Source organism: Epibacterium sp. MM17-32 (genome assembly GCF_022348205.1).
GTDB lineage: Bacteria > Pseudomonadota > Alphaproteobacteria > Rhodobacterales > Rhodobacteraceae > Epibacterium.
Map to the genome: position 1 here is coordinate 1 of NZ_JAKRFC010000018.1, position 22,503 is coordinate 22,503.

The 22,503-nt window shown below is 64.6% G+C and carries 28 protein-coding genes, 1 tRNA gene and 1 riboswitch; of the genes, 18 read left to right on the forward strand and 11 right to left on the reverse strand.

All coding sequences use genetic code 11. The annotated features are described in order from the left end of the window. Positions 1–208: 208 nt before the first annotated feature. Complete coding sequence (locus MHM88_RS20395; protein WP_239368621.1) at positions 209–1,561, forward strand: aminotransferase; 1,353 nt, start codon at positions 209–211, stop codon at positions 1,559–1,561. A gap of 146 nt (positions 1,562–1,707) precedes the next feature. On the opposite strand, the gene MHM88_RS20400 is transcribed toward MHM88_RS20395, so the two are convergent. Beyond that, positions 1,708–1,947, reverse strand: coding sequence for an Lrp/AsnC family transcriptional regulator (locus MHM88_RS20400; RefSeq protein WP_005652398.1), 240 nt, complete (start codon positions 1,945–1,947; stop codon positions 1,708–1,710). A gap of 191 nt (positions 1,948–2,138) precedes the next feature. On the opposite strand from MHM88_RS20400, the gene hisB reads away from it, so the two are divergent. Together hisB and hisH are read left to right on the forward strand one after the other, a co-directional pair. After that, a complete protein-coding gene (gene hisB, locus MHM88_RS20405; protein ID WP_126136568.1) occupies positions 2,139–2,726 on the forward strand; it encodes an imidazoleglycerol-phosphate dehydratase HisB in 588 nt (195 codons plus the stop codon). A gap of 105 nt (positions 2,727–2,831) precedes the next feature. Then, a complete protein-coding gene (gene hisH, locus MHM88_RS20410; RefSeq protein ID WP_239323989.1) occupies positions 2,832–3,470 on the forward strand; it encodes an imidazole glycerol phosphate synthase subunit HisH in 639 nt (212 codons plus the stop codon). A 137-nt stretch (positions 3,471–3,607) separates the two neighbouring features. On the opposite strand, the gene MHM88_RS20415 is transcribed toward hisH, so the two are convergent. Continuing rightward, entirely contained in the window at positions 3,608–4,342 is a 735-nt protein-coding gene (locus MHM88_RS20415) for an AraC family transcriptional regulator (RefSeq protein WP_239368623.1), read from the reverse strand. 141 nt (positions 4,343–4,483) lie between these two features. On the opposite strand from MHM88_RS20415, the gene MHM88_RS20420 reads away from it, so the two are divergent. Together MHM88_RS20420 and MHM88_RS20425 are read left to right on the forward strand one after the other, a co-directional pair. Further along, positions 4,484–5,020: a peroxiredoxin-like family protein gene (locus MHM88_RS20420; RefSeq protein WP_239368625.1), complete on the forward strand. Its 537-nt coding sequence runs from the start codon at positions 4,484–4,486 to the stop codon at positions 5,018–5,020. A gap of 115 nt (positions 5,021–5,135) precedes the next feature. Next, on the forward strand, positions 5,136–5,387 hold the full coding sequence (locus MHM88_RS20425; protein ID WP_239323982.1) for a WGR domain-containing protein: 252 nt from the start codon (positions 5,136–5,138) through the stop codon (positions 5,385–5,387). A gap of 28 nt (positions 5,388–5,415) precedes the next feature. Here the strand turns inward: MHM88_RS20425 and MHM88_RS20430 are convergent, their stop codons facing one another. Beyond that, positions 5,416–5,805 (reverse strand): DUF2147 domain-containing protein, encoded by a 390-nt coding sequence (locus tag MHM88_RS20430; RefSeq protein ID WP_239368739.1) that lies wholly within the window; start codon positions 5,803–5,805, stop codon positions 5,416–5,418. A 185-nt stretch (positions 5,806–5,990) separates the two neighbouring features. On the opposite strand from MHM88_RS20430, the gene hisA reads away from it, so the two are divergent. Both hisA and MHM88_RS20440 read left to right on the forward strand, forming a co-directional pair. Beyond that, positions 5,991–6,713: a 1-(5-phosphoribosyl)-5-[(5-phosphoribosylamino)methylideneamino]imidazole-4-carboxamide isomerase gene (gene hisA / locus MHM88_RS20435; protein WP_239368627.1), complete on the forward strand. Its 723-nt coding sequence runs from the start codon at positions 5,991–5,993 to the stop codon at positions 6,711–6,713. Between the two features lie 279 nt (positions 6,714–6,992). After that, complete coding sequence (locus MHM88_RS20440; protein WP_239368629.1) at positions 6,993–7,475, forward strand: DUF2867 domain-containing protein; 483 nt, start codon at positions 6,993–6,995, stop codon at positions 7,473–7,475. Positions 7,476–7,514: 39 nt separating this feature from the next. Here the strand turns inward: MHM88_RS20440 and MHM88_RS20445 are convergent, their stop codons facing one another. Further along, entirely contained in the window at positions 7,515–7,958 is a 444-nt protein-coding gene (locus MHM88_RS20445) for a DUF302 domain-containing protein (protein ID WP_009176477.1), read from the reverse strand. A 197-nt stretch (positions 7,959–8,155) separates the two neighbouring features. On the opposite strand from MHM88_RS20445, the gene hisF reads away from it, so the two are divergent. Both hisF and MHM88_RS20455 read left to right on the forward strand, forming a co-directional pair. Further along, complete coding sequence (gene hisF / locus MHM88_RS20450; RefSeq protein ID WP_219231182.1) at positions 8,156–8,917, forward strand: imidazole glycerol phosphate synthase subunit HisF; 762 nt, start codon at positions 8,156–8,158, stop codon at positions 8,915–8,917. Further along, on the forward strand, positions 8,914–9,231 hold the full coding sequence (locus MHM88_RS20455) for a phosphoribosyl-ATP diphosphatase (protein ID WP_065326127.1): 318 nt from the start codon (positions 8,914–8,916) through the stop codon (positions 9,229–9,231). The genes hisF and MHM88_RS20455 overlap by 4 nt, the downstream gene beginning before the upstream one ends. Positions 9,232–9,341: 110 nt before the next feature. Here MHM88_RS20455 and MHM88_RS20460 read toward each other — a convergent pair whose 3' ends face one another. Beyond that, positions 9,342–10,286, reverse strand: coding sequence for an alpha/beta fold hydrolase (locus MHM88_RS20460; protein WP_239368631.1), 945 nt, complete (start codon positions 10,284–10,286; stop codon positions 9,342–9,344). Positions 10,287–10,375: 89 nt separating this feature from the next. On the opposite strand from MHM88_RS20460, the gene MHM88_RS20465 reads away from it, so the two are divergent. Next, positions 10,376–11,083: a YafY family protein gene (locus MHM88_RS20465; protein ID WP_239368633.1), complete on the forward strand. Its 708-nt coding sequence runs from the start codon at positions 10,376–10,378 to the stop codon at positions 11,081–11,083. A 106-nt stretch (positions 11,084–11,189) separates the two neighbouring features. Here MHM88_RS20465 and MHM88_RS20470 read toward each other — a convergent pair whose 3' ends face one another. The 4 genes from MHM88_RS20470 to rlmB all read right to left on the reverse strand — a co-directional run bounded on the left by MHM88_RS20470 (position 11,190) and on the right by rlmB (position 13,785). Beyond that, complete coding sequence (locus MHM88_RS20470) at positions 11,190–11,654, reverse strand: CoA-binding protein (protein WP_239323959.1); 465 nt, start codon at positions 11,652–11,654, stop codon at positions 11,190–11,192. 278 nt (positions 11,655–11,932) lie between these two features. Further along, complete coding sequence (locus tag MHM88_RS20475; RefSeq protein WP_239368635.1) at positions 11,933–12,343, reverse strand: YHS domain-containing (seleno)protein; 411 nt, start codon at positions 12,341–12,343, stop codon at positions 11,933–11,935. 283 nt (positions 12,344–12,626) lie between these two features. Continuing rightward, a complete protein-coding gene (locus MHM88_RS20480) occupies positions 12,627–12,911 on the reverse strand; it encodes a hypothetical protein (RefSeq protein ID WP_239368637.1) in 285 nt (94 codons plus the stop codon). An 85-nt stretch (positions 12,912–12,996) separates the two neighbouring features. Next, entirely contained in the window at positions 12,997–13,785 is a 789-nt protein-coding gene (gene rlmB / locus MHM88_RS20485) for a 23S rRNA (guanosine(2251)-2'-O)-methyltransferase RlmB (RefSeq protein WP_239368639.1), read from the reverse strand. A 119-nt stretch (positions 13,786–13,904) separates the two neighbouring features. On the opposite strand from rlmB, the gene MHM88_RS20490 reads away from it, so the two are divergent. After that, positions 13,905–13,988, forward strand: a tRNA-Tyr gene (locus tag MHM88_RS20490). A gap of 280 nt (positions 13,989–14,268) precedes the next feature. Here the strand turns inward: MHM88_RS20490 and MHM88_RS20495 are convergent. After that, on the reverse strand, positions 14,269–14,787 hold the full coding sequence (locus MHM88_RS20495; protein ID WP_239368641.1) for a DUF2478 domain-containing protein: 519 nt from the start codon (positions 14,785–14,787) through the stop codon (positions 14,269–14,271). 93 nt (positions 14,788–14,880) lie between these two features. Further along, on the reverse strand, positions 14,881–15,858 hold the full coding sequence (bioB, locus tag MHM88_RS20500; protein ID WP_239368643.1) for a biotin synthase BioB: 978 nt from the start codon (positions 15,856–15,858) through the stop codon (positions 14,881–14,883). Between the two features lie 227 nt (positions 15,859–16,085). Further along, a riboswitch (TPP riboswitch) is annotated at positions 16,086–16,206 on the forward strand. Positions 16,207–16,329: 123 nt separating this feature from the next. On the opposite strand from bioB, the gene thiC reads away from it, so the two are divergent. Genes thiC through MHM88_RS20535 form a run of 7 tightly spaced genes read left to right on the forward strand, consistent with a single transcriptional unit; the run spans position 16,330 to position 22,378 of the window. Further along, positions 16,330–18,156 carry a phosphomethylpyrimidine synthase ThiC gene (gene thiC / locus MHM88_RS20505; protein ID WP_239368645.1) on the forward strand — a complete coding sequence of 609 codons (1,827 nt, stop codon included), beginning with the start codon at positions 16,330–16,332 and terminating at the stop codon, positions 18,154–18,156. Next, positions 18,153–19,118 (forward strand): FAD-dependent oxidoreductase, encoded by a 966-nt coding sequence (locus tag MHM88_RS20510; RefSeq protein WP_239368647.1) that lies wholly within the window; start codon positions 18,153–18,155, stop codon positions 19,116–19,118. Before thiC ends, MHM88_RS20510 begins: the two co-directional genes overlap by 4 nt. Beyond that, positions 19,087–19,284, forward strand: coding sequence for a sulfur carrier protein ThiS (gene thiS, locus MHM88_RS20515; RefSeq protein ID WP_239368649.1), 198 nt, complete (start codon positions 19,087–19,089; stop codon positions 19,282–19,284). Before MHM88_RS20510 ends, thiS begins: the two co-directional genes overlap by 32 nt. A 4-nt stretch (positions 19,285–19,288) precedes the next feature. Beyond that, positions 19,289–20,071 (forward strand): thiazole synthase, encoded by a 783-nt coding sequence (locus MHM88_RS20520; RefSeq protein WP_239368651.1) that lies wholly within the window; start codon positions 19,289–19,291, stop codon positions 20,069–20,071. After that, the gene (locus tag MHM88_RS20525; protein ID WP_239368741.1) at positions 20,071–20,664 is read left to right on the forward strand and encodes a thiamine phosphate synthase; all 594 of its coding nucleotides are present in this window, start codon (positions 20,071–20,073) and stop codon (positions 20,662–20,664) included. Before MHM88_RS20520 ends, MHM88_RS20525 begins: the two co-directional genes overlap by 1 nt. Further along, positions 20,661–21,668 (forward strand): HesA/MoeB/ThiF family protein, encoded by a 1,008-nt coding sequence (locus tag MHM88_RS20530; RefSeq protein WP_255734813.1) that lies wholly within the window; start codon positions 20,661–20,663, stop codon positions 21,666–21,668. The genes MHM88_RS20525 and MHM88_RS20530 overlap by 4 nt, the downstream gene beginning before the upstream one ends. Continuing rightward, positions 21,665–22,378 (forward strand): hydroxymethylpyrimidine/phosphomethylpyrimidine kinase, encoded by a 714-nt coding sequence (locus tag MHM88_RS20535; protein WP_239368655.1) that lies wholly within the window; start codon positions 21,665–21,667, stop codon positions 22,376–22,378. The genes MHM88_RS20530 and MHM88_RS20535 overlap by 4 nt, the downstream gene beginning before the upstream one ends. Positions 22,379–22,503 lie beyond the last annotated feature (125 nt).

Here is a 22,503-nt window from a genome sequence, read left to right on the forward strand (position 1 = left end):
CTCAGGGGTAGAGCATAACCTTGCCAAGGTTAGGGTCGGGCGTTCGAATCGCCTCGCCCGCTCCATTCGAAACCGAAAAGGCCGCTCCTCCGGGGCGGCTTTTCGCGTTTCAGGCCAGGCACTTGCACTTTTTGATCAAAAGTCTTTGACTGCCGCGCAGCGCCGCGCCAATCCTTGTGACAACCTGAGACAGCAAAGGAATGGCCAGATGTCCTCCGTGATCTACCCGACGACGAATTTCACCGCGACGGAGCAGCTCTGCATCACCCATGGTGAGGGGATCTACGTCTATGACGACAGTGGCAAGGAATACATCGAAGGGCTCGCGGGCCTGTGGTGTACCTCGCTGGGCTATTCCAACACCGAGGTGGTGGAGGCGATCACCGACCAGCTGAATCGCCTGCCCTTCCAGCACACTTTCGGCGGCAAGACCCACGCGCCGGTGATGCAACTGGCCGAGAAGCTCAAGGCGATGGTGCCGGTGGAGGATGCCTATTTCTTCTTTGGCAACTCCGGTTCCGACGCCAATGACAGCCACTACAAGATGCTGCGCTATTACTTCAACGCGATCGGCAAGCCGCAAAAGCGCAAGATCATCACCCGCGAGCGGGGCTACCATGGCGTGACGGTGGCGGCGGGCTCGCTGACCTCCCTGCCCGCCAACCTCGCCCATTTCGACGCGCCCTTGGAGGCACTGTCGATCCTGCGCACCGATGCGCCGCATTACTACACCGGCCGTCAGGGCAATGAGACCGAGGCGCAGTTTGTCGAACGCATCCTGCAAAACCTCGAAGACCAGATCCTCGCCGAGGACCCGGAGACCATCGCCGCGATGATCGTCGAGCCGATCACCGGCGCCTCCGGCGTGATCGTGCCCCCCGAAGGCTACTACGAGGGGCTGCAAGCTCTCCTGCGCAAATATGACATCCTGATCTGGGCGGATGAGGTCATCTGCGGCTTTGGCCGCACAGGCGCAGATTTCGGCTGCACCACCATGGGGATCAAACCCGATCTGATGACCTTCGCCAAACAGCTGTCCTCGGCCTATTTCCCGATCTCCGCCTCCGTCATTCCCGGTTGGATGTATAGGGCGATGGTAGATCAAACCAATGAGGTCGGCGTCTTTGGCCACGGCTATACCTACTCCGGCCACCCCGCCGCCTGTGCCGCCGCGCTAAAAACGCTGGAAATCTACGAGCGCGACAAGATCTTTGAGCATGCCGCCGAAGTGGGCGCTTACATGCAAGCGCAGCTGCGCGAGATCTTCACCGATCACCCGCTGGTTGGCGAGGTGCGCGGCAAGGGGCTGATCGCGGCGCTCGAACTGGTCTCCAACAAGACCACCGGCGCCACCATCCAAGGCGGCAAAGGCGGTGCTGCGGCAGTCAAGGCCTGCCAGGACGCGGGCCTGATCCTGCGCGCCGTGGCCGGAAACGCGCTGGCCTTCTGCCCGCCGCTGATCATCACCAAGGCTGAGGTGGACGAGATGCTCAAACGCACCAAGGCTGGTGTCGACACCGCCTATGAGGCCTTAAAATCCGAAGGCCTCCTGAACAGCTGACCTAAAACAAAAGGCGCCCCGACCAAAACGGGCGCCTTTTCATCTTTTCAAAAATATCTCGGAGCGCGAGGCAGCGCCTCGCAACAGGCTTTTCCCAAAAGGAAAAGCGCAACCTGCGCGCCGCAAGGCGCTCCTTCTGGTAATCCTCAGAAGACCTTGAACGTCATCGTCGTCAGCGACCGCTCGATATTGGGGATCTGCAACAGGTGGTCGTTGATATATTTGCCCACATCCTCGCCCGAGGGGATGTAGAGCTTCATCAGCAGATCATACTCCCCACTGGTGGAATAAAGCTCCGAGTGGATCTCATGCAGCGCAATGTCCTCGGCCACCTTATAGGTGGTTCCGGGTTTGCAGCGGATCTGGATAAAGACGCAGGTGGACATTTCTCGCCTCAGCTTCTGTCAGGTCTGGTTGCCCGGCAACCTCGCATGCAGCGCGAAAAAGGGCAATCCCACCCCTGAGCGCCCCTGATGCGCCACAAAGGCACTGCAGAGGCACAGCAATCCTGCGATCCCCCTTGAGCCTGCGCCACCCCGCACCCTATAAGCCTAGGCGACAGATTGAGGATTTCACCATGCGCACAGCCCAGGTTTCCCGCTCCACCGCCGAGACGGAGATCTCCGTCTCCGTCAACCTCGACGGCAGCGGCACATATGACAATCAGACCGGTGTTGGCTTTTTTGACCACATGCTGGACCAGCTGTCGCGCCATTCGCTGATCGACATGACCATCCGCGCCAAGGGCGACTACCACATCGACGACCACCACACGGTCGAGGACACCGGTATCGCGCTGGGTCAGGCGCTGGTGCAGGCGCTTGGTGACAAGAAAGGAATCAACCGCTACGGCGAGTGCCACTTGCCGATGGATGACGCACAGGTGCGTGCTGCGCTGGATCTTTCGGCCCGACCTTTCCTCGTGTGGAATGTGGATCTGCCGACCCAGAAGATCGGCAATTTCGACACCGAACTGGTGCGCGAGTTCTTTCAGGCGCTTGCGACCCATGGCGGCATCACCCTGCACATCGACCAGATCCATGGGGTGAACAGCCACCACATCGCCGAGGCCGCATTCAAGGCCGTAGCCCGCGCGCTGCGCACCGCGGTCGAGGTCGACCCGCGCAAGGCCGACGCCGTGCCCTCCACCAAAGGCGCGCTCTGAGGCGCGCTTACGCCGCACTGCTGCCCTGCCCTTTGATCCCGTGCCCCTAGACCCTGTGATGGCTCAACGCCACCTCGGGGTTCACACCATCCCGAGGACGATCCCATGCTGACCGCCATCATCGACTATGAATCCGGCAACCTGCACTCCGCCGAAAAAGCGTTTCAGCGCATGGCGGCCGAGGTTGGCGCTGGCGAGGTTGTGGTGACATCCGACGCCGATGTGGTCGCCCGTGCCGACCGGCTGGTGCTGCCGGGCGACGGTGCCTTTCCCGCTTGCGCGGCAGAATTGCGCGGCCACAAAGGCATTTATGACGCGATGGTCGAGGCCGTGGAGGTCAAGGGCCGCCCCTTCCTCGGGATCTGTGTCGGCATGCAGTTGATGGCCACGACGGGTCACGAATATTCCGAGACGCCGGGCCTTGGCTGGGTGGGCGGTGACGTGGTGAAGATCACGCCTGCGGATACGCGCCTCAAGGTGCCCCATATGGGCTGGAACGATCTGGTGATCGACAACCCGCACCCGGTGTTTGATGGCATCTCGACGGGCGATCACTGCTATTTCGTGCACAGCTATCACTTCCGTGTCGCCAATCCGGCCGAACGGCTGGCGCATGTGGATTACGCCGGGGATGTCACAGCGGTGATCGGGCGCGACACCATGCTCGGCATGCAGTTCCACCCGGAAAAGAGCCAGCATGTCGGGCTCAGGATGATCGGCAACTTCCTCACCTGGACCCCCTGACACCCCGCTCTGATCTGGACGCCTGCCGCCCGAAGGGCGGCGCGCGGCGTTTGGCCATCACACTCAACAGATGTCAGAACACGCAACACCAGCCATGCCCATAGGGCACGCGCAGCTGGGCCAAACGCAGCCCAGCCTCAGGCCGCGCTTTGCCTCAGGGACACCGGCGCCACGCCGTAGGCTTTGCGAAAGGCACGGGTAAACCCTTCGGGTGACTCGTAGGCATAGCGGCGGGCGACGGCCTCGACCCGGTCGCCCCGGAGCAGATCCTGCCGCGCCAGCGTCAACCGCCAGCGTCGCAGGTATCCCATCGGCGTCTCGTTCATCTGCGCTGAGAACAGCTCCGAGAACCGCGACAGCGACAACCCCGCCTCCTGCGCCAGATCAGCGGTGGTCCAGACCCGTCCCGGCTCATCATGCATCGATACAATCGCCCGGGCCAGCCGCTGATCCGCAAGCCCTGCCAGCAGGCCCGGCTCTGCGGTGCCTGCCTCGATCAGATGGCGCAGCAGCCGCACCATCAACGCCTGCCCGAGACTCGACAGAACCGATTCCGCCCCGCAGCGATGGGCCTCAAGCTCCTGCCGCATCAGGTCCAGAATCGCGGCCAACTGCGGGGTTTGGGACAACGCCACCTCGACCCGCTGCGGCAATGCCGCCACCAAAGGGTTATGCGCCCCGTCCCAGTCCACCCGCAGCGCAAGGCAGACCGCGCCTGCGGCAGCCTCCGTGCCCTGCACTGTGCTGCCGGGGGTAAACAGCAGGGTCTGCACGCCTGTGCGCCCTGTCAGAACACACAGATTTGCATGCGGATACGCCGCGACATCCACCCGCATCCGAAACCGAGAAATAAGACTGGTGAGACGGTCCATCACATCCTCCACATACGCATATCCGGCGCACATCCGGGTTCTAGGTCAGCTTTTTCGGAATTACCAAGCACAAATGCGTGCAATAGAGATGTCACACAGCCTACCGACCCCATGTCGGCCGCAAGCATACCGGAGTTGCCCATGCTGATCCCTCGCCAGAAAACCCCTGACCTGTCGCTGCCTTTGCTGGGCGGCGGCCAGTTCGACCTTGCCTCCGAAGTGTCCGAACGCGGCACTGTCATCTGTTTCTATCGCGGCCTGCACTGCCCGATCTGCGCCACCTATCTGAAAGAGTTCGAAAAGCGCGCCGCAGATTTTGCCGAACGCGGCGTCAACTGCATCGCCATCAGCTCTGACGACGAGGACCGCACCCGGTTGATGGCCGAAAAGATCGAAGCCAAAAATCTGCGCTTTGCCTATGATCTGCCACTGAATGTCGCCAAGGACTGGGGGCTTTATATCTCGACGTCGCGCGGCACCACCTCGATCGGCATTGAAGAGCCCGCACTGTTTTCCGAGCCGGGCCTGTTCATGGTGACGCCGGAACAGACGCTCTATTATGGCTCCGTACAGACCATGCCCTTTGTGCGCCCGCATTTTTCCGAACTGGTGGCGGCGCTGGATTTTGCCATCGCCAACAGCTACCCGGCGCGCGGCGAATACACCGGCAGCGTCTGAGCCCAACCGCTTTTGTCCTGCATCACCGGTCCCCTAAACCCATGTGAGCAATGGACATGGCCTTGGCAACAAGGCATATGGGCCTGACCACTTTCACGGTCAGGCCCACTTCCACTTGTACTTGCGTTTCGAAAAATTCAGCCACCGGGACGGGCAGCATCGCTATCTGGTGCTGAGCCTGACGCCAACGCTGTTCGGCGACTGGTGCGTGGTGCAATCCACCGGCCCCATCGGCCAGCCCGGCGGGCAGGAGCGGCGCAACTACTGCCCCACGCTTGATGAGGCGCAATCGCTGTTCGAGAGCACGCGGGACCGGCAGGTCAAACGGGGCTTTGTGCCGATCCCGGTGCAGATGGGGCTGTTCTGACCCCACCGCATTCAGGCTTGAATGCGCGTTACTTCACCCGCGTCCAGGTCTGTTTCGAACAGATCAGCCCGCCCGCCACGCAACCACGCAGGCGCAGGCTGTCGCCGCTCAGATCCATCTTGCCGATGTAGATCTTGTTGTTGGAGGGCCGCCAGACCTTGCCCTCATAGGCGCCGCCGCCCTGCGGGACCATGTCGATCACCAGCGTCTTTCCGAGGTTCGGAGATTTATATTCGCCGCTGTCATTGAAGGTGCGCGCAATGGTGCCGCAAACGGCACTGCCGCAAGGTTTCATCGCCACATGCGCATAAGAGCCATCATCTGGCTGGGTCTTCCACGTGCCCTCGATCGGGTCGGCGGCAAAGGCGGCGGTCGTCAGCCCAAGCGTCACGGCAAGGGGTGCAATCAGGTGTTTCATGGTCATTCGTCCTCCCTATGGGTTGGAAGTCTGACCGAGGCGTGCGCATTCAGGCAAGATTGACCTCGGGTCGCCCTCCCCCTGCGCCTGCAACGCGCGGTGATGCCACCCGCGTTGCAATTCGCCGCCACCTTGGGCAAAAGGGCAGCCAAAACACTCTCCCCATGACCAGAAGGGCCCCGCCGATGATCCTCTACCCTGCCATTGACCTCAAGGACGGCCAGGCCGTGCGGCTTCTGCATGGTGACATGGACAAGACCACCGTGTTCAACGACAACCCGGCCGCGCAGGCGCTGGAGTTCGTGGCGGCGGGCTGTGAGTGGCTGCATCTGGTGGATCTGAACGGCGCCTTCGCCGGAGAGCCGGTGAACGCCGCGCCGGTTGAGGAGATCCTGAAGCAGTGTCAGGTGCCTGCGCAGCTTGGCGGTGGCATCCGCGACATGGCGACCATCGAGCGCTGGCTCGACAAGGGGCTGGCGCGGGTGATCCTTGGCACCGTGGCGGTGGAGGACCCCGATCTGGTGCGCGAGGCGGCACGGGCGTTTCCGGGCAAGGTCGCGGTCGGGATCGACGCGCGTGGTGGCAAGGTTGCGACCAAGGGCTGGGCCGAGGAAACCGATGTCGACGTCACCGATCTGGCGAAGTCCTTTGAGGACGCGGGCGTCGCAGCGATCATCTACACCGACATCATGCGCGACGGTGCGATGAAAGGTCCAAACATTGACGCCACCGCCGCGCTGGCCAATGCCGTGTCGATCCCGGTGATCGCCTCTGGCGGCGTATCCTCGCTCGACGATCTGCGCGCGCTGAAATCCTGCGGCGCAGCTCTCAATGGCGCAATTTCGGGCCGCGCGCTCTATGATGGCGCGATTGATCTCTCTGAGGCGCTGGCGGTCCTCAAAGGCTGATCGCCCCCTCCTCACACGACAGCGCCTGCGGCTGTCCGGTCGACCTGTTTACGAGGTGTTTCGCTTCGGGCTTTGCCCGAAGCGACCGCGGAGGCGCGTGTCCTGCGGACACGCGCCTCCGCGCCCGGCCCAACGCCGAAAGATCCTCGCCAAAGGCGGGGATTGCATTGGGGGCGGGAGCTTTCCCCTCGCTGGAGAACGCAGCGCTTGATCTGCGGCACCTTGCCCACTGGCGCCACACGCCTGAGCCTGTCACGCTCCCTGAAAAGGAGCCTCGCCATGCCGAAGATCGAGACCAGCCCGCTGCCAAAAACCTCTACCCTGTGGAGGCTGGTTCAGCCGGGTGACTTCATCGATGGCTATGCGGTAGAGAGCCACCTTGGCCCACGAGTGGCGGCGGATATCGGCCTCAGCATGCCCAAATGGGCCAGTGCGCTGCTGGCGTTGCGCAACCGCATCGTGCGCCCTTTGGGCCTCAAGACCGAAGTGAGCGATACCGGTGAAGGCGCGATTTTTCCGGTCACCCATCATGACGCGCAGGAGGTGATCCTGGGAACCGATGACACCCACCTGAATTTCCGCATCTGCGTGCGTCAGGAGGCAGGTCGCATTCACATGGCGACTTGGGTGCACCGCAACAATTGGCTGGGGCGGATCTACCTGATGGTGGTGATGCCGTTTCACATCCTGATCGTGCGCGATTCCATGCGCCGGATCGCGCGTGCAGACACGCCTGCTGCCTCAGCGCAAACGCCGCACTAACGCAGCCCTCACGCCGAGACAGGGTATTCCGTAAACCTGCTACTGCGTTGCGGCCTCCGAGAGGTTTTGCAGCGCCGCGGTCATGCCCGCGATGAATTCAGCGTTGGCTTTGATATCCAGCCCCTCGAACATCATCACCGGATCCTCATAGGTGAGCCAGACCTTGCCCTCGCTGTCCTCATAGGCCAGCGCCTTGAGCGGCAAGAACAGGCCCGCGCGCGCATCGGCCTGCATCGCCGGTGTGCCGATCTTGGGGTTGCCAAAGATCAGCAGCTGCGAGGCGGCAAGCTCCTCGCCAATCCCTTCGGCCCCTTTGGCATGATCGACGCGGGCAAAGACGGTCGCGCCTGCCTTGTCCAGCGCCATTTCGAGCGCATCCAGTGTTGCGGGCACGGAATGGCGGCTTTCGACTTTGACCAGATCCGCAAGGGCGGGCACGGCGCTCATCAGGGCAATCGCGGCAGCGGTTACAAAGGTTTTCATAAGATCTCCTCAATCACAAATGGACGATTTGGCGCAAAATCTGGCGCGCGCCACCGGGCTTCGCCAGTCACAAACGCGACAAGCGCGGAAATCGGCAAAGACCGGCCACCCTCTGGCCCGCACCTGCCCCGTGCAATTCGCAAGCCAGCGCGCAATGCCCTCTTTTCCCGCCGTCGGTTCCGGTCCATAAGGCAAATATGCTTAAGACCCGTCTCATTCCCTGTCTCGATGTCGCCGATGGCCGTGTGGTCAAGGGCGTGAATTTTGTCGGCCTGCGTGACGCAGGCGATCCGGTGGAGGCCGCACGCGCCTATGACGCCGCCGGTGCCGATGAGATCTGTTTCCTCGACATCCACGCGACCCATGAAAACCGCGGCACGATGTTTGACATGGTGCGCCGCACTGCCGAGCAATGCTTTGTGCCGCTCACCGTGGGCGGCGGCGTACGCACCAAGGACGATGTGCGCGCGCTTCTGTTGGCGGGGGCCGATAAGGTCTCGTTCAATTCCGCCGCTGTGGCCAACCCGGATGTGATCCGCGAGGCCGCCGACCAGTTTGGCAGCCAGTGCATCGTCTGCGCCATCGACGCCAAATCCGTCGCCCCCGGCAAATGGGAGATTTTCACCCATGGCGGGCGGCGCGAGACCGGCATCGACGCGGTGGAGTTCGCCCGTCTTGTAACCGCCAAAGGCGCGGGCGAGATCCTGCTGACCTCAATGGATCGCGACGGCACCAAATCGGGTTTCAACCTCGAGATGACCCGCGCGATTTCCGATGCGGTGGATGTGCCGGTCATTGCCTCTGGCGGTGTCGGCACTCTGGATCACCTCGTGGACGGTGTGACCAAAGGGGGCGCCAGCGCGGTCCTGGCTGCCTCGATCTTCCACTTTGGCGAATACACGGTGCAAGAGGCCAAAGAACACATGATCGCCAATGGCATCCCGATGAGGCTCCAATGACCCTGCTGCATGACCTCGAACAGACCATTCTGTCGCGCAAGGGCACCGATCCAGACACCAGCTGGACCGCGAAACTCCTGTCCAAAGGGCCGGAGAAATGTGCGGAGAAATTCGGCGAAGAAGCCATAGAGGCCATCATCGAGGCGGTGAAAGACGACAAGGCGGGACTCGCGTCCGAGGGCGCGGATGTGCTCTATCATTTCCTGGTGATGCTGGCCGCGCGCGATGTGGCCTTGGATGATGTGCTCAAGGTTCTGGCCGAGCGTCAGGGCCTGAGCGGCATCGCCGAAAAAGCCGCCCGCCCCAAGGGATAACACCTGTCGGCACGGCGCGACACGGCACAGGACGCCTGCCCACCGATCAGATCGATGGGCAGCGCGCGTTGATCGCTGTCCGGATCAGGCGGCCGGTTCAGGCGGTCGGATCAGGCAGTGGGGGCCTGCGCCAACCAGGTCAGGATCGCCTCTGTCGTCTCCTGCGGGCGTTCCTGCTGAATCCAGTGGCCACACTCCAGGGTGACAATCTCCACGTTGGGCACGAACTCCGTCAGACTATCGGATTGGGGGATCGTGTCCTGCGCGCCATAGATCATCAGGGCGCGCTGGTCGATCCGGGGCGCGACATCGGCCAGAAGATGCCAGTTGCGGTCGAGGTTGCGATACCAGTTGATGCTGCCGGTGAACCCGGTCTCCGCAAAGGCGGACACAAAGACCGCCAGATCCTCGTCACGCATCACCGGGTCGCCCTGCGGCTGTTGCGCCAGGGCCAGATCGATCATCATCATGCCCGGTGAGGGCTGCGCCGGCGGCAGGTTCTTGCGAAACAGGTTGCGCAGGAACTGCGCCGCGTTCTGGTCGAGCACCGCATCCGCCACCCCGGGCTGGCGGTTGAAATGCACAAGATAGTGGTCGCTGCCAAACACCTCCTCGATGAATTCGATCCAGGGTTTCGGTGTGCGGGGCTGGTAGGGCAAGGCCAGGCTGACGATGCCGGACACCCGGTCCGGATGCAGTTGTGCCAGACCCCAGACCACATTCGCGCCCCAGTCATGCCCCACACATATGGCCTGCTGATAGCCGAAGTGATCCAGCAGCCCCACCAGATCCCCCGTCAGGGCGGCAATGTCATAGGCCTCGACCTCGGCCGGACGGGACGACCGCCCATAGCCGCGCTGGTTCGGGGCGATCACATGGTACCCGGCCGCCGCCAGCGCCGGCATCTGCTCGCGCCAGGAATAGGCATGCTCCGGCCAGCCGTGGCACAGCAGGATCGGGCGGCCGGCGTTTTCCTGGCCGCACTCGAACACCTCCAGTTCGACGCCATTCACAGCAACAAAACTGGGGGCGGGAAAAAGGGTCGTCTCAGGCATCGCGTTATCTCCTTGTTGAACACGTCAAACGCGGCCTAATCTGCAATGGTGCCAAATTCTGACACCATTTGAGGGGGCCGCAGACGGATATGACTCCGCGTCACCGACAGGACAGCATCCTGCGCATTCTGCGCCGCAGGGGCAGCACGACGGTGCGCGCCCTGGCCCATGATGTCAGCGCCTCGCGCCGCACCATCCTGCGGGACATCGCCGCGCTGCGGGATGAGGGGTATGTGATCCATGCCGATCCCGGGCGCGGCGGCGGTCTCTGCCTTGATCCCGGCTCGATGCGGGCCACCGCGCGCCTGTCGGTGACCGAGGTCTTTGCGCTGGTGATCAGCGTTGCAAGCATGAAGGCCGCCGGCCAGCTGCCGTTTTCCGGGCTCGCCGACAGCGGTTTGGCCAAGATCGAAAGATCACTGCCGGCGGACAAGATCCGCGACCTGCGGCGTTTCCTGGACTGTCTCTATGTCGGCACGCTCGCCCCGCAGGTGGACATTTCCGACCTCGGCCCGATGGACCCGGCGCTGCTGCCCGCCTTCGAGACGGCATTCCTGGATCGGGTGCTCCTCGCGTTCCGATACCGCGATGCAAAGGGGGCCACCTCGACCCGCCGGGTCGAGCCGCAGGCGATCCTGGTGCTGCCGCCTCTGTGGTATCTGGTGGCCTGGGATCCAGACCGCGCGGCGGTGCGCCATTTCCGCATGGACCGGATCAGCACCCCAGACTGCATCGAGGGCACCCGATTTCAGAAACGCCACGTGACGTTCGACGATGGCGTGCGTCCCCTCCGCTGACCCCGGCAGAGGACCGCGCCTTGCCGCCAGGCAAGGCGCCGGGCCCAACGGGAGGCGCGCATGTCCCATGCGCAACGACGGGCGGGAGCCGCCCCTCGCCCGCCCTTCAGAGTTTTGACGAAATGATACCGGTTGCAAAGCCGCCCTGGCGCAGCTCCCCGAACAGGCGCTGGTATTCGATCTTCGGGCAGCGGTTCTGGATCACATCGACGCCACGGGCCTGCGCCTGTGCCGCGGCCTCGGCGTGCTCCACCCCGATCTGCATCCAGATCGTCCGCAGCGTCGGAAAGGCTGCAAGCGCCTCTTCCACGATGCCGGGCACCGCTTCGGGGCGGCGGAAGATATCGACCATATCCACCGGCTCCGCAATCTCGGACAACGATGCGTGCACCGTTGCGCCAAACAACTGCGTTCCGGCATGGCCCGGGTTCACCGGGATCACCCGATAGCCCTTCAACGACAGGTAGCGGGCGACGTAATAGCTCGGCCGCACCGGATTGGGCGAGACCCCGACAACGGCGATCACCTTTGTGCGGGTCAATATGGTTCTGAGATGCGCATCCGAATACATGCGGACACTCTGCGCAGGTGGTGCCGTCAGCGCAAGCCCCGCCACGCAGGCAGCTCGCAGACCTGCGGGCGGAGGCGCCAAGAAAAAAGCGCCCGAAGAAGCTCCGGGCGCGAGGTGTGGAACGAGGGACAGTGAAAAAGATCTGTGGCGGTTCCAAAGCCACAGCCTGTTATTGAATCTGGGGCTGTCGCGGCGGATTGAAAGAGCGGCTCTCTTTGTTGTGAAGAGGGCGCGTGTATTGCAGCTTGACTCTGCCCCGCGCAGCACCAAGCGCGTGATCAATCCGCTTGCAGCACTCCGGGCCAGGCCGCCCGCGCTGCCCGGATCATCCCGTCCGGCTCTGCCAGCCACAAGGCCTCCACCCGCGGCGTATGAAACAGATAGAGCCGCCCGTCGACGATCTCCCACGTCAGGGGATTGCCGTCGAACACCCGACCACGGGCCATGCCATAGGCGCAATGGCCGCCGAAACGGGGTGCATAGGCTCTCGGGTTTGCCTCGAAGCGCGACTGGTTCTCGGCGGAGTGGAAGAGCCAGACCGCCCCTTTCCACATCAGCGCGTGATCCGAATGCCCCTTCAACGGCGCGTCGGCCAGATGGAAGGACACCGGGTCGTAGCCCCCGATGGCAATTCCGTCCTCAACCGCGATATAGAGCGTCCCGGCCGCGGCTTGGGTTGCGGGGACCATGGCACACATCCCCGCGGTCATGATGACAGCGCCCAGCCCACGCAGGGCGGGTATCAGACGATGATGCAGCACAGTCTCCCTCCGGCACGATTTCAGATGGCACAGAGAATGCCGACTGGCGCGGCGTCGGAAAAGACCGGATACGGGAATTTGAACAGCTTGTGACAAGTGTTGCACACAGGATTCAAAATGCGCGCGCCCACGGCGGGCCTGCGCGCAGTCTGCCGGGCCCGCCTGTCCTGTCGGCCCCGTCGCGCCCCCTTGAGGAGGCTGTCACGCGGTGTCAGTCGAAGATGTCCTCGATCGCGTCAAAGACCTTCTTCCAGCCGGATTTCTTTTTCTTCTTCTTTTTCTTTTTCAGCTGCTTGGCCACCAGCCCCGCTGCCAGATCGCCCCAATCGCCGGTCTTTGCCGCGCGGCTGGGGGTGGGCTTGGCCGGTTTTGGCGCCTTGGGCCGTTTGCCACGGGTCTGCGCCGTTTTCTGCCCGGCCAGCGGCCGCATCTTTTGCGCCGACAGCGGCGCGCCACAGGTGCCACACACCAGCGCGTGCACGGCCGCATCGGGCACAAATGTGGACTGGACGCCACAGTAACAACAGCGAATGAGTTTGCCGCCGGGGATGCTCTTATGTGCGATGGGGACCTCCTCCTGTTCAGCCCTTCAACGAAGCATATAGGGAGAGCGCCGCCGCATTTGAAACATTGAGCGAGCCAAAACCGCGCGCCGCGTCGATCTTGACCAGCTTATCGACGGTTTCCTTGGTCTTTTGCCGCAAGCCCGGCCCCTCGGCGCCCAGCACCAGGGCGATCGGGTCGGAGGTGCGACCCGCGACCGCCTCCTCGATGGTTTCCTCGGCCTCGCCGTCCAGCCCCAGCACCAGATACCCCATCTGTTGCAGCGCCACGATACTGTCCGAGAGGTTGCGCATGCGCAGGTACGGCTGGCGTTCCAGCGCGCCGGAGGCGGTTTTGGCCAGGGCCCCGGTTTCCGGGGCCGAGTGGTGACGGGTGCCGATCACCGCCGAAGCGCCCAGCACTTCGGCCGAGCGCAGGATGGCGCCGACGTTGTGGGGGTCGGTCACCCGATCCAGCAGGATCACCCGCGGGATTTCGGCGCCGATGCAATTGTCCTCAAGCCCGCCCCAGTTCAGCGGCTTGACTTCCAGCGCCGCCCCCTGGTGCACCGAGCCGGGATCGATCGGCACCGAGAATTTGCGCGGGTCGACCACATCGGGCGTCATGCCGGAGGCGGCGATGGCGTCTTCGAGCTTGTTCTGGGCATTCAATGTCACCACAAGGCGCAGCTTTTCGCGCCGGGGATTGAGCAGCGCATCACGCACCGCATGCAGGCCAAACAGCCAGACGGTTTCCGCCGAGGCCGCCTTTTTGGCCTTTTCCTTTTCCACCACCCAGGCGGGTTTCTTGCTGGGTTTCTTGTTCATGACATGCTCCGGAAAACAAAATGCGAGGCGGCGGAAAAAAGTTGCGATTTTCCGGTTGACGCCCGTTTGGTGCGCTAGTAATCACGCCTCCACGTCAGGTGCAACATGCTTCTGACCGTGGGCGACAGGCCGCAAGGTGTGGCAGGGGACTGTAACTCCCTCGCGGAGACGCACGCTAGGTTCGATTCCTAGGTCGCCCACCATCTTCTCTCTTTCAACTGAAAAATCAACGACTTGAGACAGGATGGTATTCGCCGTCCTGTGGGTCGTTTTTCCAAATACTGTGGTCCACCCCCGCGCGCGACCGGGGAAGCCGGTGCGGCTGCGCCAGGTGGATTATTGCAGATTTTGCGGGTGAGCGATGGCGCCGGGGCGCTGCCCCGGACCCCGGGATATTTCCAAGAAGATGAAGGCTGGTGCCGCGGTAGGAACCCCTGCTCGGCGTCCCCTGGAACTGATCGCGGGCGCGCTCTGACCCTCCTGTCAGACCGTCTGGGCAAGCGCCGCTTCGACCCAGGCGACCAGCGCGTCGAGATCGGGGGGGGTTTCGACGGCCAGACCTTCGGCGAACCCCTCGAAGGCCTCGACGTTCATCCGGTTGACGCCGGACACCACCGGCAGCCCCATGGCCAGCGCTTCGGCGATGACCGGGCGCATGCCTCGGCCATCGGCCTCGTGCTTGCCGAATTTGTTGACCAGCATCACCTGCGGCGCGGGCGTGGTGGCAAGCTGGGCGGTGACCAGCCCAACAGCGCGTTCGAGCGCCTCGGGGTTGAGGCGGCAGCCACGGGCCCCCTCGCCCAGAGACTGGGAGATCCGGATGGTTTCCCCCTCGGGCAGGACGCGCACATCCATGTCGCAGAGCTTGCTGTCATAGCAATCGGTGTTGGTCTGCACGATGCCTGCGGTGCGAATGCCCCGTTCGGCCAACCGCTCTGCCAATGCGGTCAACAGGCGGTCGGTGGCGCCGCGTTCGGCGGTCATCACATAGGCAAGCTGCATGGGGTCGTCCTTTGCATGTCGTCTGCGCAAGCGGCAGATTAGCGCGAAAGGACGGCGCCCGCCAGTGGCGACGCAGGCCGTGATTGTCGCAGATCAGCGCGTCCCGTGTGTGCCCGCCGCCATGGCGCTGAGGCCGAGCCGGGCAAAGAGCGCCTCGTCCGCGTCCTCCTCCGGGTTGTCGGCGGTCAGGAGCGTGTCGCCCATGAAGATCGAGTTCGCCCCGGCAAAGATGCACATCGCCTGCAGCTCATCGCTCATCTCGGTGCGCCCGGCCGAGAGCCGCACATGCGCGCGCGGCATCAGGATGCGGGCCAGCGCAATGGTGCGCACAAATTCGAGCGGATCAAGCGGAGGCGTGTCGGCCAGTGGCGTATCTGCCATCGGAATCAGCATGTTGATCGGCACCGATTGCGGATGTTCCGGCAGTGTCGCGAGGCTCAGCAGCATGTCGATCCGGTCGCCGCGCTCTTCACCCATGCCAAGAATACCGCCAGAGCAGACGTTGATCCCGGCCTCGCGCACCCGCGCCAGGGTGTCCAGCCGATCCGCAAAGCTGCGGGTGGTGATGACCTCCGGGTAGTAGCGCTCCGAGGTGTCGATGTTGTGATTGTAGTAATCCAGCCCCGCATCCCGCAGGCGCAGCACCTGATCCTGCTCCAGCATGCCAAGCGTCATGCAGGTCTCCATCCCCAGCGCCTTGACGCCCGTGATCATCGCTTCCAGCTGGGCCATGTCGCGCGCCTTGGGGCCGCGCCAGGCCGCGCCCATGCAGTAGCGGGTGGCGCCGGCGTCGCGCGCCTTCTTGGCCTCGGCAATCACCCGCTGCACCTCGATCAGTTTGGACGCCGGAAGCTGCGCGCCATTGCGTGCCGATTGCGCGCAATAGGCGCAATCCTCGGCGCAGCCGCCAGTCTTGATCGACAGCAGGCGCGATTTCTGCACCGCGTTGGGGTCGAACATCTGGCGGTGCAGGCTCTGGGCCTGAAACAGCAGATCCATGAAGGGCTGAGCATAGATCTCCTCTGCCTCCTGCCGGGTCCAGTCGGTGCGGATAAGGGGGGTGTCGAGCATGGGAAGCCTCGCTGGATAACGGATGACACTACACGCCAAGGAGGCGCGAATCTTTTATAGATAATATATAAACCATGAATAAGAGCAGTACAGCGTTGAATATATTTGAGTTCATTCAGGCATGCCCATCAAAAATACGCGCATAGGGCGAATGCACGGCATAACCCTCTGCAGGTGGGCGTGGATCAGAAATCTCTTGACGGGCTGCCATGTCCTCCCCTACGCCTAGGGCCACGCAGGGGAGTCCCGCCGAGGGGACTGAGAGGCAGACAGGGAGAAATCCCGGTGACGCGACCCTTAGAACCTGACCCAGTTGATACTGGCGTAGGAAGCTAGGACAGTCGCGCATCGCCCCGGTACAGGGTTGATCCGCCGCTGCTCTGACACGGCAGGACCTGTACCCCCTGCCCCGTTTTCCTCCGGCCCGGCTCAATTGGTGTCTTTTTGAGAATGGACTCGAGGAGCACCAAGATGAACGTCCCCAACCCGAAGATCACCACAGGCGCATTGCCTGCGTCGCGCAAGATCTATGTGGCAGGCGAGATGCACAAGGACATCCGCGTGCCGATGCGTGAAATCGCCACCCATCCGACCGCGGGCGAGGCGCCGCTGCCGGTCTATGACAGTTCCGGACCCTATACGGATCCGGAGATCCTGACCGACATTCGCGAGGGTCTGGCGCCGCTGCGCGCCGCCTGGATCAAGGATCGCGGCGATGTCGAGGCCTATCAGGGCCGCGATGTTACCCCTGCGGACAATGGCTTTGTCGCGGGCGACCGGCTGGTGCCGGAGTTCCCGGTGCGGCCCGCGCCCCTGCGGGGCAAGGGCGATGCGGCGCCGACGCAGCTGGCCTATGCGCGGGCGGGGATCATCACGCCGGAAATGGAATATATCGCCATTCGCGAGAACCAGCTGCGTGAGCTGTCGCCCTGTCATGGCAGCCGCGATGGCGAGGATTTCGGGGCCAACATCCCCGATTATGTAACGCCGGAATTCGTGCGCTCCGAGGTCGCCGCCGGGCGCGCCATCATCCCCGCCAACATCAACCACCCGGAGCTGGAGCCGATGATCATCGGCCGCAATTTCAAGGTGAAGATCAACGCCAATATGGGCACTTCGGCCGTGACCTCCTCGATGGAGGAAGAGGTGGACAAACTGGTCTGGGCGATCCGCTGGGGCGCGGATACGGTGATGGATCTCTCGACGGGGCGCAATATTCACAACACCCGCGAATGGATCATCCGCAATTCGCCGGTGCCCATCGGCACCGTGCCGATTTATCAGGCGCTGGAGAAGGTGAACGGCATCGCCGAGGATCTGACCTGGGAAGTGTTTCGCGACACGCTGATCGAACAGGCGGAACAGGGCGTCGATTACTTCACCATCCATGCGGGCGTGCGGCTGCATATGGTGCCGATGACCGTGGAACGCGTGACCGGGATCGTGTCGCGCGGTGGGTCGATCATGGCAAAATGGTGCCTGCATCACCACAAGGAGAGCTTCCTCTACGAGCATTTCGAGGAGATCTGCGACATCTGTCGCCGCTATGATGTGAGCTTCTCGCTGGGCGACGGCTTGCGTCCCGGATCGATCGCCGATGCCAATGACGAGGCGCAATTTGCCGAACTGGAGACGCTGGGCGAGCTGACCAAGATCGCCTGGGCCAAGGACTGTCAGGTGATGATCGAAGGGCCGGGCCATGTGGCCATGCACAAGATCAAGGAGAACATGGACAAGCAGCTGGAGTGCTGCCACGAGGCGCCGTTTTACACGCTGGGGCCGCTGACCACGGATATTGCGCCGGGGTACGATCACATCACATCTGGCATTGGTGCGGCGATGATCGGCTGGTTTGGCTGCGCGATGCTGTGTTACGTGACGCCAAAGGAACACCTCGGCCTGCCGGACCGCGATGATGTAAAAACCGGCGTCATCACCTATAAAATCGCCGCCCATGCCGCCGATCTGGCCAAGGGTCTGCCCGGCGCGCAGCGGCGCGATGATGCGCTGAGCCGCGCGCGGTTTGAATTCCGCTGGGAGGATCAGTTCAACCTGTCTCTGGACCCGGAAACCGCGCAGAGTTTTCACGACGAGACCCTGCCGAAAGTGGCGCACAAAGTGGCACATTTCTGCTCCATGTGCGGGCCGAAGTTCTGCTCCATGCGGATCAGCCACGACATCCGCGCCGAGGCCCAGAAGGAGGGGTTCGAGGCGATGGCAGCGAAGTTCCGCGAAGGCGGCGAGCTTTATGTGCCGGTGGCGGGTGCTGCGGCGGACACGCCGGAGGAGTCGGCGTGATCACCATCGCGGGCGCAGGTCTGGCAGGCCTCGCCTGCGCCTATGCCCTGGCCCGCCGGGGCGTGGCGGTGCGCCTGTTCGAACGCTCCGGAGTGATCGGTGCCGACAGTGCGGCCCGCTACGCAGGCGGCATGCTGGCGCCCTGGTGCGAACGCGAAAGCACCGAGGAGGAGGTGATCTCTCTCGGCAGCCGCGCCTTCGACTGGTGGGCCCGGATCACCCCGGTGCACCGGCGCGGCACGCTGGTGGTGGCACCGCGCCGCGACCGGGCGGAGGTGGCACGTTTCGGACGTCGCACCCGTGCGTACCGGCAGGTCGGCGGGGCGGAGATCGGCGCGCTGGAACCGGCGCTGGCGGGGCGGTTCGATCAGGGGCTGTTCTTTGAGGGCGAGGCGCATCTGGACCCGCGCCGGGCGCTGCGGGATCTCGCGCGCGCGGTGACGGATCTGGGCGGAGAGATCAGCCTCGGCACCGAGGCCCCGCAGCAGGTCGATCTGGATTGCACCGGCATGGCGGCCCCGCTGCCGTCCTTGCGGTCGGTCCGGGGCGAGATGGCGATCCTGCGCTGCCCGGAGGTGGAGATCAGCCGCACCCTGCGCCTGCTGCATCCGCGCACGCCGATCTACCTCGTGCCCCGGGGCGATGGTCACTACATGCTGGGCGCGACCATGGTGGAAAGCGATCACGCCGGCCCGCCGACCCTGCGCGCCCTGATGGAGCTGCTGGGGGCGGCCTATGCGCTGTCGCCCGCCTTTGCCGAGGCCGAAGTGGTGGAGACCGGCGCCGGTCTGCGCCCTGCCTTTCCCGATAACCTGCCCCGGCTGGAGCGGCGTGACGGCACGCTGTTTCTCAACGGGCTGTACCGACACGGGTTCCTGCTGGCCCCGGCCATGGCCGAGGCCGCCGCAGACCAATTGATGGAGCACCGCGATGAAAATACTCGTGAATTCCGAACCGCATGAGATCACCGGCCCGTCGCTGGCCGCCGCGCTGATGGAGCTGGGCTACACCAGCCCGGCCATCGCAACGGCGCTGAACGGGCAGTTCGTGGCCCGAGACGCGCGCGCCGCGCAACCGCTGCACCCCGGCGACCGGATCGAGGTTCTGGCGCCGATGCAGGGGGGCTGAGATCATGGAGGTCTATGGCGAACCACTGACGTCGCGCCTGTTTCTGGGCACCGCGCAATACCCCTCGCCCGCCGTCCTACAGGCGGCGATCCGCGCCAGCGGCACCGATCTGGTCACCGTCTCCTTGCGCCGTGAGGCCGCCAATGGATCTGGCGCGGGGTTCTGGGATCTGCTGCGCGAGACCGGCGTGCGCATCCTGCCCAATACGGCCGGGTGCCACTCGGCGCGCGACGCCATCACCACGGCGCAGATGGCGCGGGAGGTCTTTGGCACCGACTGGATCAAGCTGGAGGTCATCGGCCATGCGGACACCCTGCAGCCGGATGTCTTTGGCCTGGTGGAGGCCGCGCGCGTGCTGAATGCCGAGGGGTTCAAGGTCTTTCCCTATACCACCGAGGATCTGGTGGTGGGCGAACGGCTGCTGGAGGCCGGCTGCACGGTGCTGATGCCCTGGGGCGCGCCGATCGGATCCGGTCGCGGGCTGGCGAACCCCGAGGGGCTGCGCGCGATGCGGGCGCATTTTCCGGATGTTCCGCTGGTGGTGGATGCCGGCATCGGGCGGCCCTCGGATGCGGCGGCCGCGATGGAGCTGGGCATGGATGCGGTGCTGTTGAACACGGCGGTGGCCAAGGCGGGCGATCCGGCGCTGATGGCGCGCGCCATGTCGCTGGCGGTGGACGCGGGACACAAGGCCTGCCTGGCCGACCCGATGGAGCGACGCGACATGGCGGTCCCCTCCACCCCGGTGATGGGACTGGCGGACCTGAATTTGGCGGAGAATACATGATGGAACGGTTTTACCTGATCGTCGGCCATGTGGGCCGGGTGGAGTTGCTGGTGCCGCAGGGCGCGCGGCTGGTGCAGTTGCGGATCAAGGATCAGCCTGATGCGGAGGTGCGCCGTCAGATTGCCCGGGCGCGAGACTTCTGTGCCGTTTACGGCGCACAGCTGGTGGTCAACGATCACTGGCAGGCGGCGCTCGACCTCAACTGCGATTTTGTGCACCTCGGTCAAGAGGACATGGAGACAGCGGATTTCGACGCCCTGCGCCGGGCCGGCGTGCGGTTTGGCCTGTCGACCCATGACGAGGCGGAGCTGGAGCGGGCACTGGCGCAGGACCCGGCCTATGTGGCGCTGGGTCCGGTCTATGAAACCAAGCTGAAACAGATGAAATGGGACCCGCAGGGGCTGGAGCGGGTGACCCGCTGGAAGAGCCTCGCGGGCGCCGTGCCGCTGGTGGCCATCGGCGGGGTGACGCTGGAGCGTTTGCCGGATGTCTTTGCGGCCGGGGCGGACAGCGCTGCGGTGGTGACCGACATCCAGGCGGCGGAAGATCCCGAAGCCCGAACCCGCGCGTGGGTGGCCGCGTGTCGGACCTGAGCGCGTTTGCGCGCCAGATCGCCCTGCCGGAGGTTGGCGCGGCAGGCCAGGCGCAATTGGCGGCCGCACATGTGCTGGTGGTCGGCGCGGGCGGGCTGGGCTGTCCGGTGCTGACATATCTCGCCACCGCCGGTGTGGGCCGCATCACCGTGATGGACCCCGACCGGATCGAGCGGACCAACCTGCATCGTCAGCCGCTCTACGCGCCGGATGATGTGGGCGCGCCCAAGGCCGACACTGCGGCCCGGGTGCTGCGCCGACTTGCGCCCGCCCTCGAGGTGGTCGCGCGGGCCGAGCCGCTGGGAGCATCAAACGCGGTGGCCGCAATCGCGGGGGCCGATGTGGTGGTCGATGCCGCTGACAGCTTTGCCGTGTCCTATATCCTGTCGGATGCCTGTCGGGTGGCCGGCACGGTGATGATCTCCGCCTCAGCACTTGGCACCACCGGCTATGTCGGCGGGTTCTGCGGGCCCGCCCCCTCGCTGCGGGCGGTGTTTCCCGACCTGCCCGACCGGGCCGCCACCTGCGCCAGCGCCGGTGTCATGGGGCCGGTGGTGGGCCTGATCGGTGCCGCCCAGGCGCAGATGGTGCTGCAACAGATCCTGATGACAGCGCCGCCGGTGGCGGGGCAGTTGCTGTCCTTTGACATGGGGCGCTTGCAGACCGCGGGCTTTCGCTTCGACACGGCGGAGGAGCCGGCGACGGGTTTTGGCTTTGTGGCGCTGCCCGCCGATATGCCGTCGGACCGGATTGTGGTGGATCTGCGCAGCACCGCGGAGGCGCCGGTTCCGGTGACACCCGGCGCCTGGCGCATCGCGCCCGATGCCTTGCGCGGCGCGATGCTGGAACAGTTGCGACGGGTCTCTAGCGCCGGACGATCCCCGCGCACGGACAGGCACATCACCCTGGCCTGCGCCAGCGGGCTGCGGGCCTGGCAGGCGGCGCGCCGGCTCCGGGCGACGGGGTTCGAGCGCCTCAGCCTGCATGCGGTGCAGGCCCCGTGAGGCGGGTGATCGCGATCGGCGGCACGGACCCCAGCGGCGGTGCCGGGCTGACGCGGGACGCGGCCATGGCGGCGCGCATGGGCTGCGAGGTGAAACCGGTGGTGACGGCCGTCACGGTGCAGACCGATACGGGGGTCGATGCCCTCAACCCGGTGCCGCCGTCGGTGGTGCGGGCGCAACTACAGGCCGCGCTTGCCGTCCCCATGCCCGCTGCGATCAAGATCGGCATGGTCGCGACAGAGGCACAGGTCGCCGCCCTCGCGGAGCTGCTGCCACAGGATCTGCCGCTGGTGTTCGATCCGGTGCTGCGGGCCAGTTCGGGGGGCACGCTGAGCGCGGCACCCGCCCTGCGCCCGCTGATCGCGCGATCAACGCTGCTGACCCCGAACCTGCCCGAAGCGGCCTGTCTGAGCGACCTGCCCGAGGCGGCCTACGCCGACGCCCTGCAGGCGCAGGCCCGGGCGCTCCTGGCGCTGGGAGCCGGGGCGGTTTTGATCAAGGGCGGCCATGCGCGCGGCGATCACTGTGTCGATCACCTGTTTACGCCGCAGGGGACAGAACAGTTTGCCGCCCCGCGCGTCGCTGCCGGAAAACGGGGAACCGGATGCAGCCTGGCCACGGCCATCGCCTGCCGGCTTGCGGCCGGCACCGATCTGGCCGCGGCCTGCCGCAGCGCCAAGGCGGAACTGACCCGCTGGCTGCGTCTCTGACCGGGACACCGCCCCCCTGCACTTGGTGAGGGGTTTCGCTTCGGGCATGGCCCGAAGCGACCCGCGCCGCGCGCCCGTGCCGGGCGCGCGGCGCGGGTGCCAGCCGATAGGGTTGTTCTGCCATC

Excerpts from the sequence above, each read along its gene's own strand:
- MHM88_RS20460 (WP_239368631.1), bottom strand. The coding sequence starts at position 10,286 with ATGCCTGAGACGACCCTTTTTCCCGCCCCCAGTTTTGTTGCTGTGAAT.
- thiS (WP_239368649.1), top strand. The coding sequence starts at position 19,087 with ATGAAAATACTCGTGAATTCCGAACCGCATGAGATCACCGGCCCGTCG.
- MHM88_RS20525 (WP_239368741.1), top strand. The coding sequence starts at position 20,071 with ATGGAACGGTTTTACCTGATCGTCGGCCATGTGGGCCGGGTGGAGTTG.
- hisA (WP_239368627.1), top strand. The coding sequence starts at position 5,991 with ATGATCCTCTACCCTGCCATTGACCTCAAGGACGGCCAGGCCGTGCGG.
- MHM88_RS20475 (WP_239368635.1), bottom strand. The coding sequence starts at position 12,343 with ATGGTCCCCGCAACCCAAGCCGCGGCCGGGACGCTCTATATCGCGGTT.
- MHM88_RS20440 (WP_239368629.1), top strand. The coding sequence starts at position 6,993 with ATGCCGAAGATCGAGACCAGCCCGCTGCCAAAAACCTCTACCCTGTGG.
- bioB (WP_239368643.1), bottom strand. The coding sequence starts at position 15,858 with ATGCTCGACACCCCCCTTATCCGCACCGACTGGACCCGGCAGGAGGCA.
- MHM88_RS20470 (WP_239323959.1), bottom strand. The coding sequence starts at position 11,654 with ATGTATTCGGATGCGCATCTCAGAACCATATTGACCCGCACAAAGGTG.
- MHM88_RS20495 (WP_239368641.1), bottom strand. The coding sequence starts at position 14,787 with ATGCAGCTTGCCTATGTGATGACCGCCGAACGCGGCGCCACCGACCGC.
- MHM88_RS20520 (WP_239368651.1), top strand. The coding sequence starts at position 19,289 with ATGGAGGTCTATGGCGAACCACTGACGTCGCGCCTGTTTCTGGGCACC.
- MHM88_RS20420 (WP_239368625.1), top strand. The coding sequence starts at position 4,484 with ATGCTGATCCCTCGCCAGAAAACCCCTGACCTGTCGCTGCCTTTGCTG.
- MHM88_RS20465 (WP_239368633.1), top strand. The coding sequence starts at position 10,376 with ATGACTCCGCGTCACCGACAGGACAGCATCCTGCGCATTCTGCGCCGC.
- MHM88_RS20455 (WP_065326127.1), top strand. The coding sequence starts at position 8,914 with ATGACCCTGCTGCATGACCTCGAACAGACCATTCTGTCGCGCAAGGGC.
- MHM88_RS20445 (WP_009176477.1), bottom strand. The coding sequence starts at position 7,958 with ATGAAAACCTTTGTAACCGCTGCCGCGATTGCCCTGATGAGCGCCGTG.
- rlmB (WP_239368639.1), bottom strand. The coding sequence starts at position 13,785 with ATGAACAAGAAACCCAGCAAGAAACCCGCCTGGGTGGTGGAAAAGGAA.
- MHM88_RS20395 (WP_239368621.1), top strand. The coding sequence starts at position 209 with ATGTCCTCCGTGATCTACCCGACGACGAATTTCACCGCGACGGAGCAG.
- hisF (WP_219231182.1), top strand. The coding sequence starts at position 8,156 with ATGCTTAAGACCCGTCTCATTCCCTGTCTCGATGTCGCCGATGGCCGT.
- hisH (WP_239323989.1), top strand. The coding sequence starts at position 2,832 with ATGCTGACCGCCATCATCGACTATGAATCCGGCAACCTGCACTCCGCC.
- MHM88_RS20415 (WP_239368623.1), bottom strand. The coding sequence starts at position 4,342 with ATGGACCGTCTCACCAGTCTTATTTCTCGGTTTCGGATGCGGGTGGAT.
- MHM88_RS20400 (WP_005652398.1), bottom strand. The coding sequence starts at position 1,947 with ATGTCCACCTGCGTCTTTATCCAGATCCGCTGCAAACCCGGAACCACC.
- MHM88_RS20430 (WP_239368739.1), bottom strand. The coding sequence starts at position 5,805 with ATGAAACACCTGATTGCACCCCTTGCCGTGACGCTTGGGCTGACGACC.
- hisB (WP_126136568.1), top strand. The coding sequence starts at position 2,139 with ATGCGCACAGCCCAGGTTTCCCGCTCCACCGCCGAGACGGAGATCTCC.
- thiC (WP_239368645.1), top strand. The coding sequence starts at position 16,330 with ATGAACGTCCCCAACCCGAAGATCACCACAGGCGCATTGCCTGCGTCG.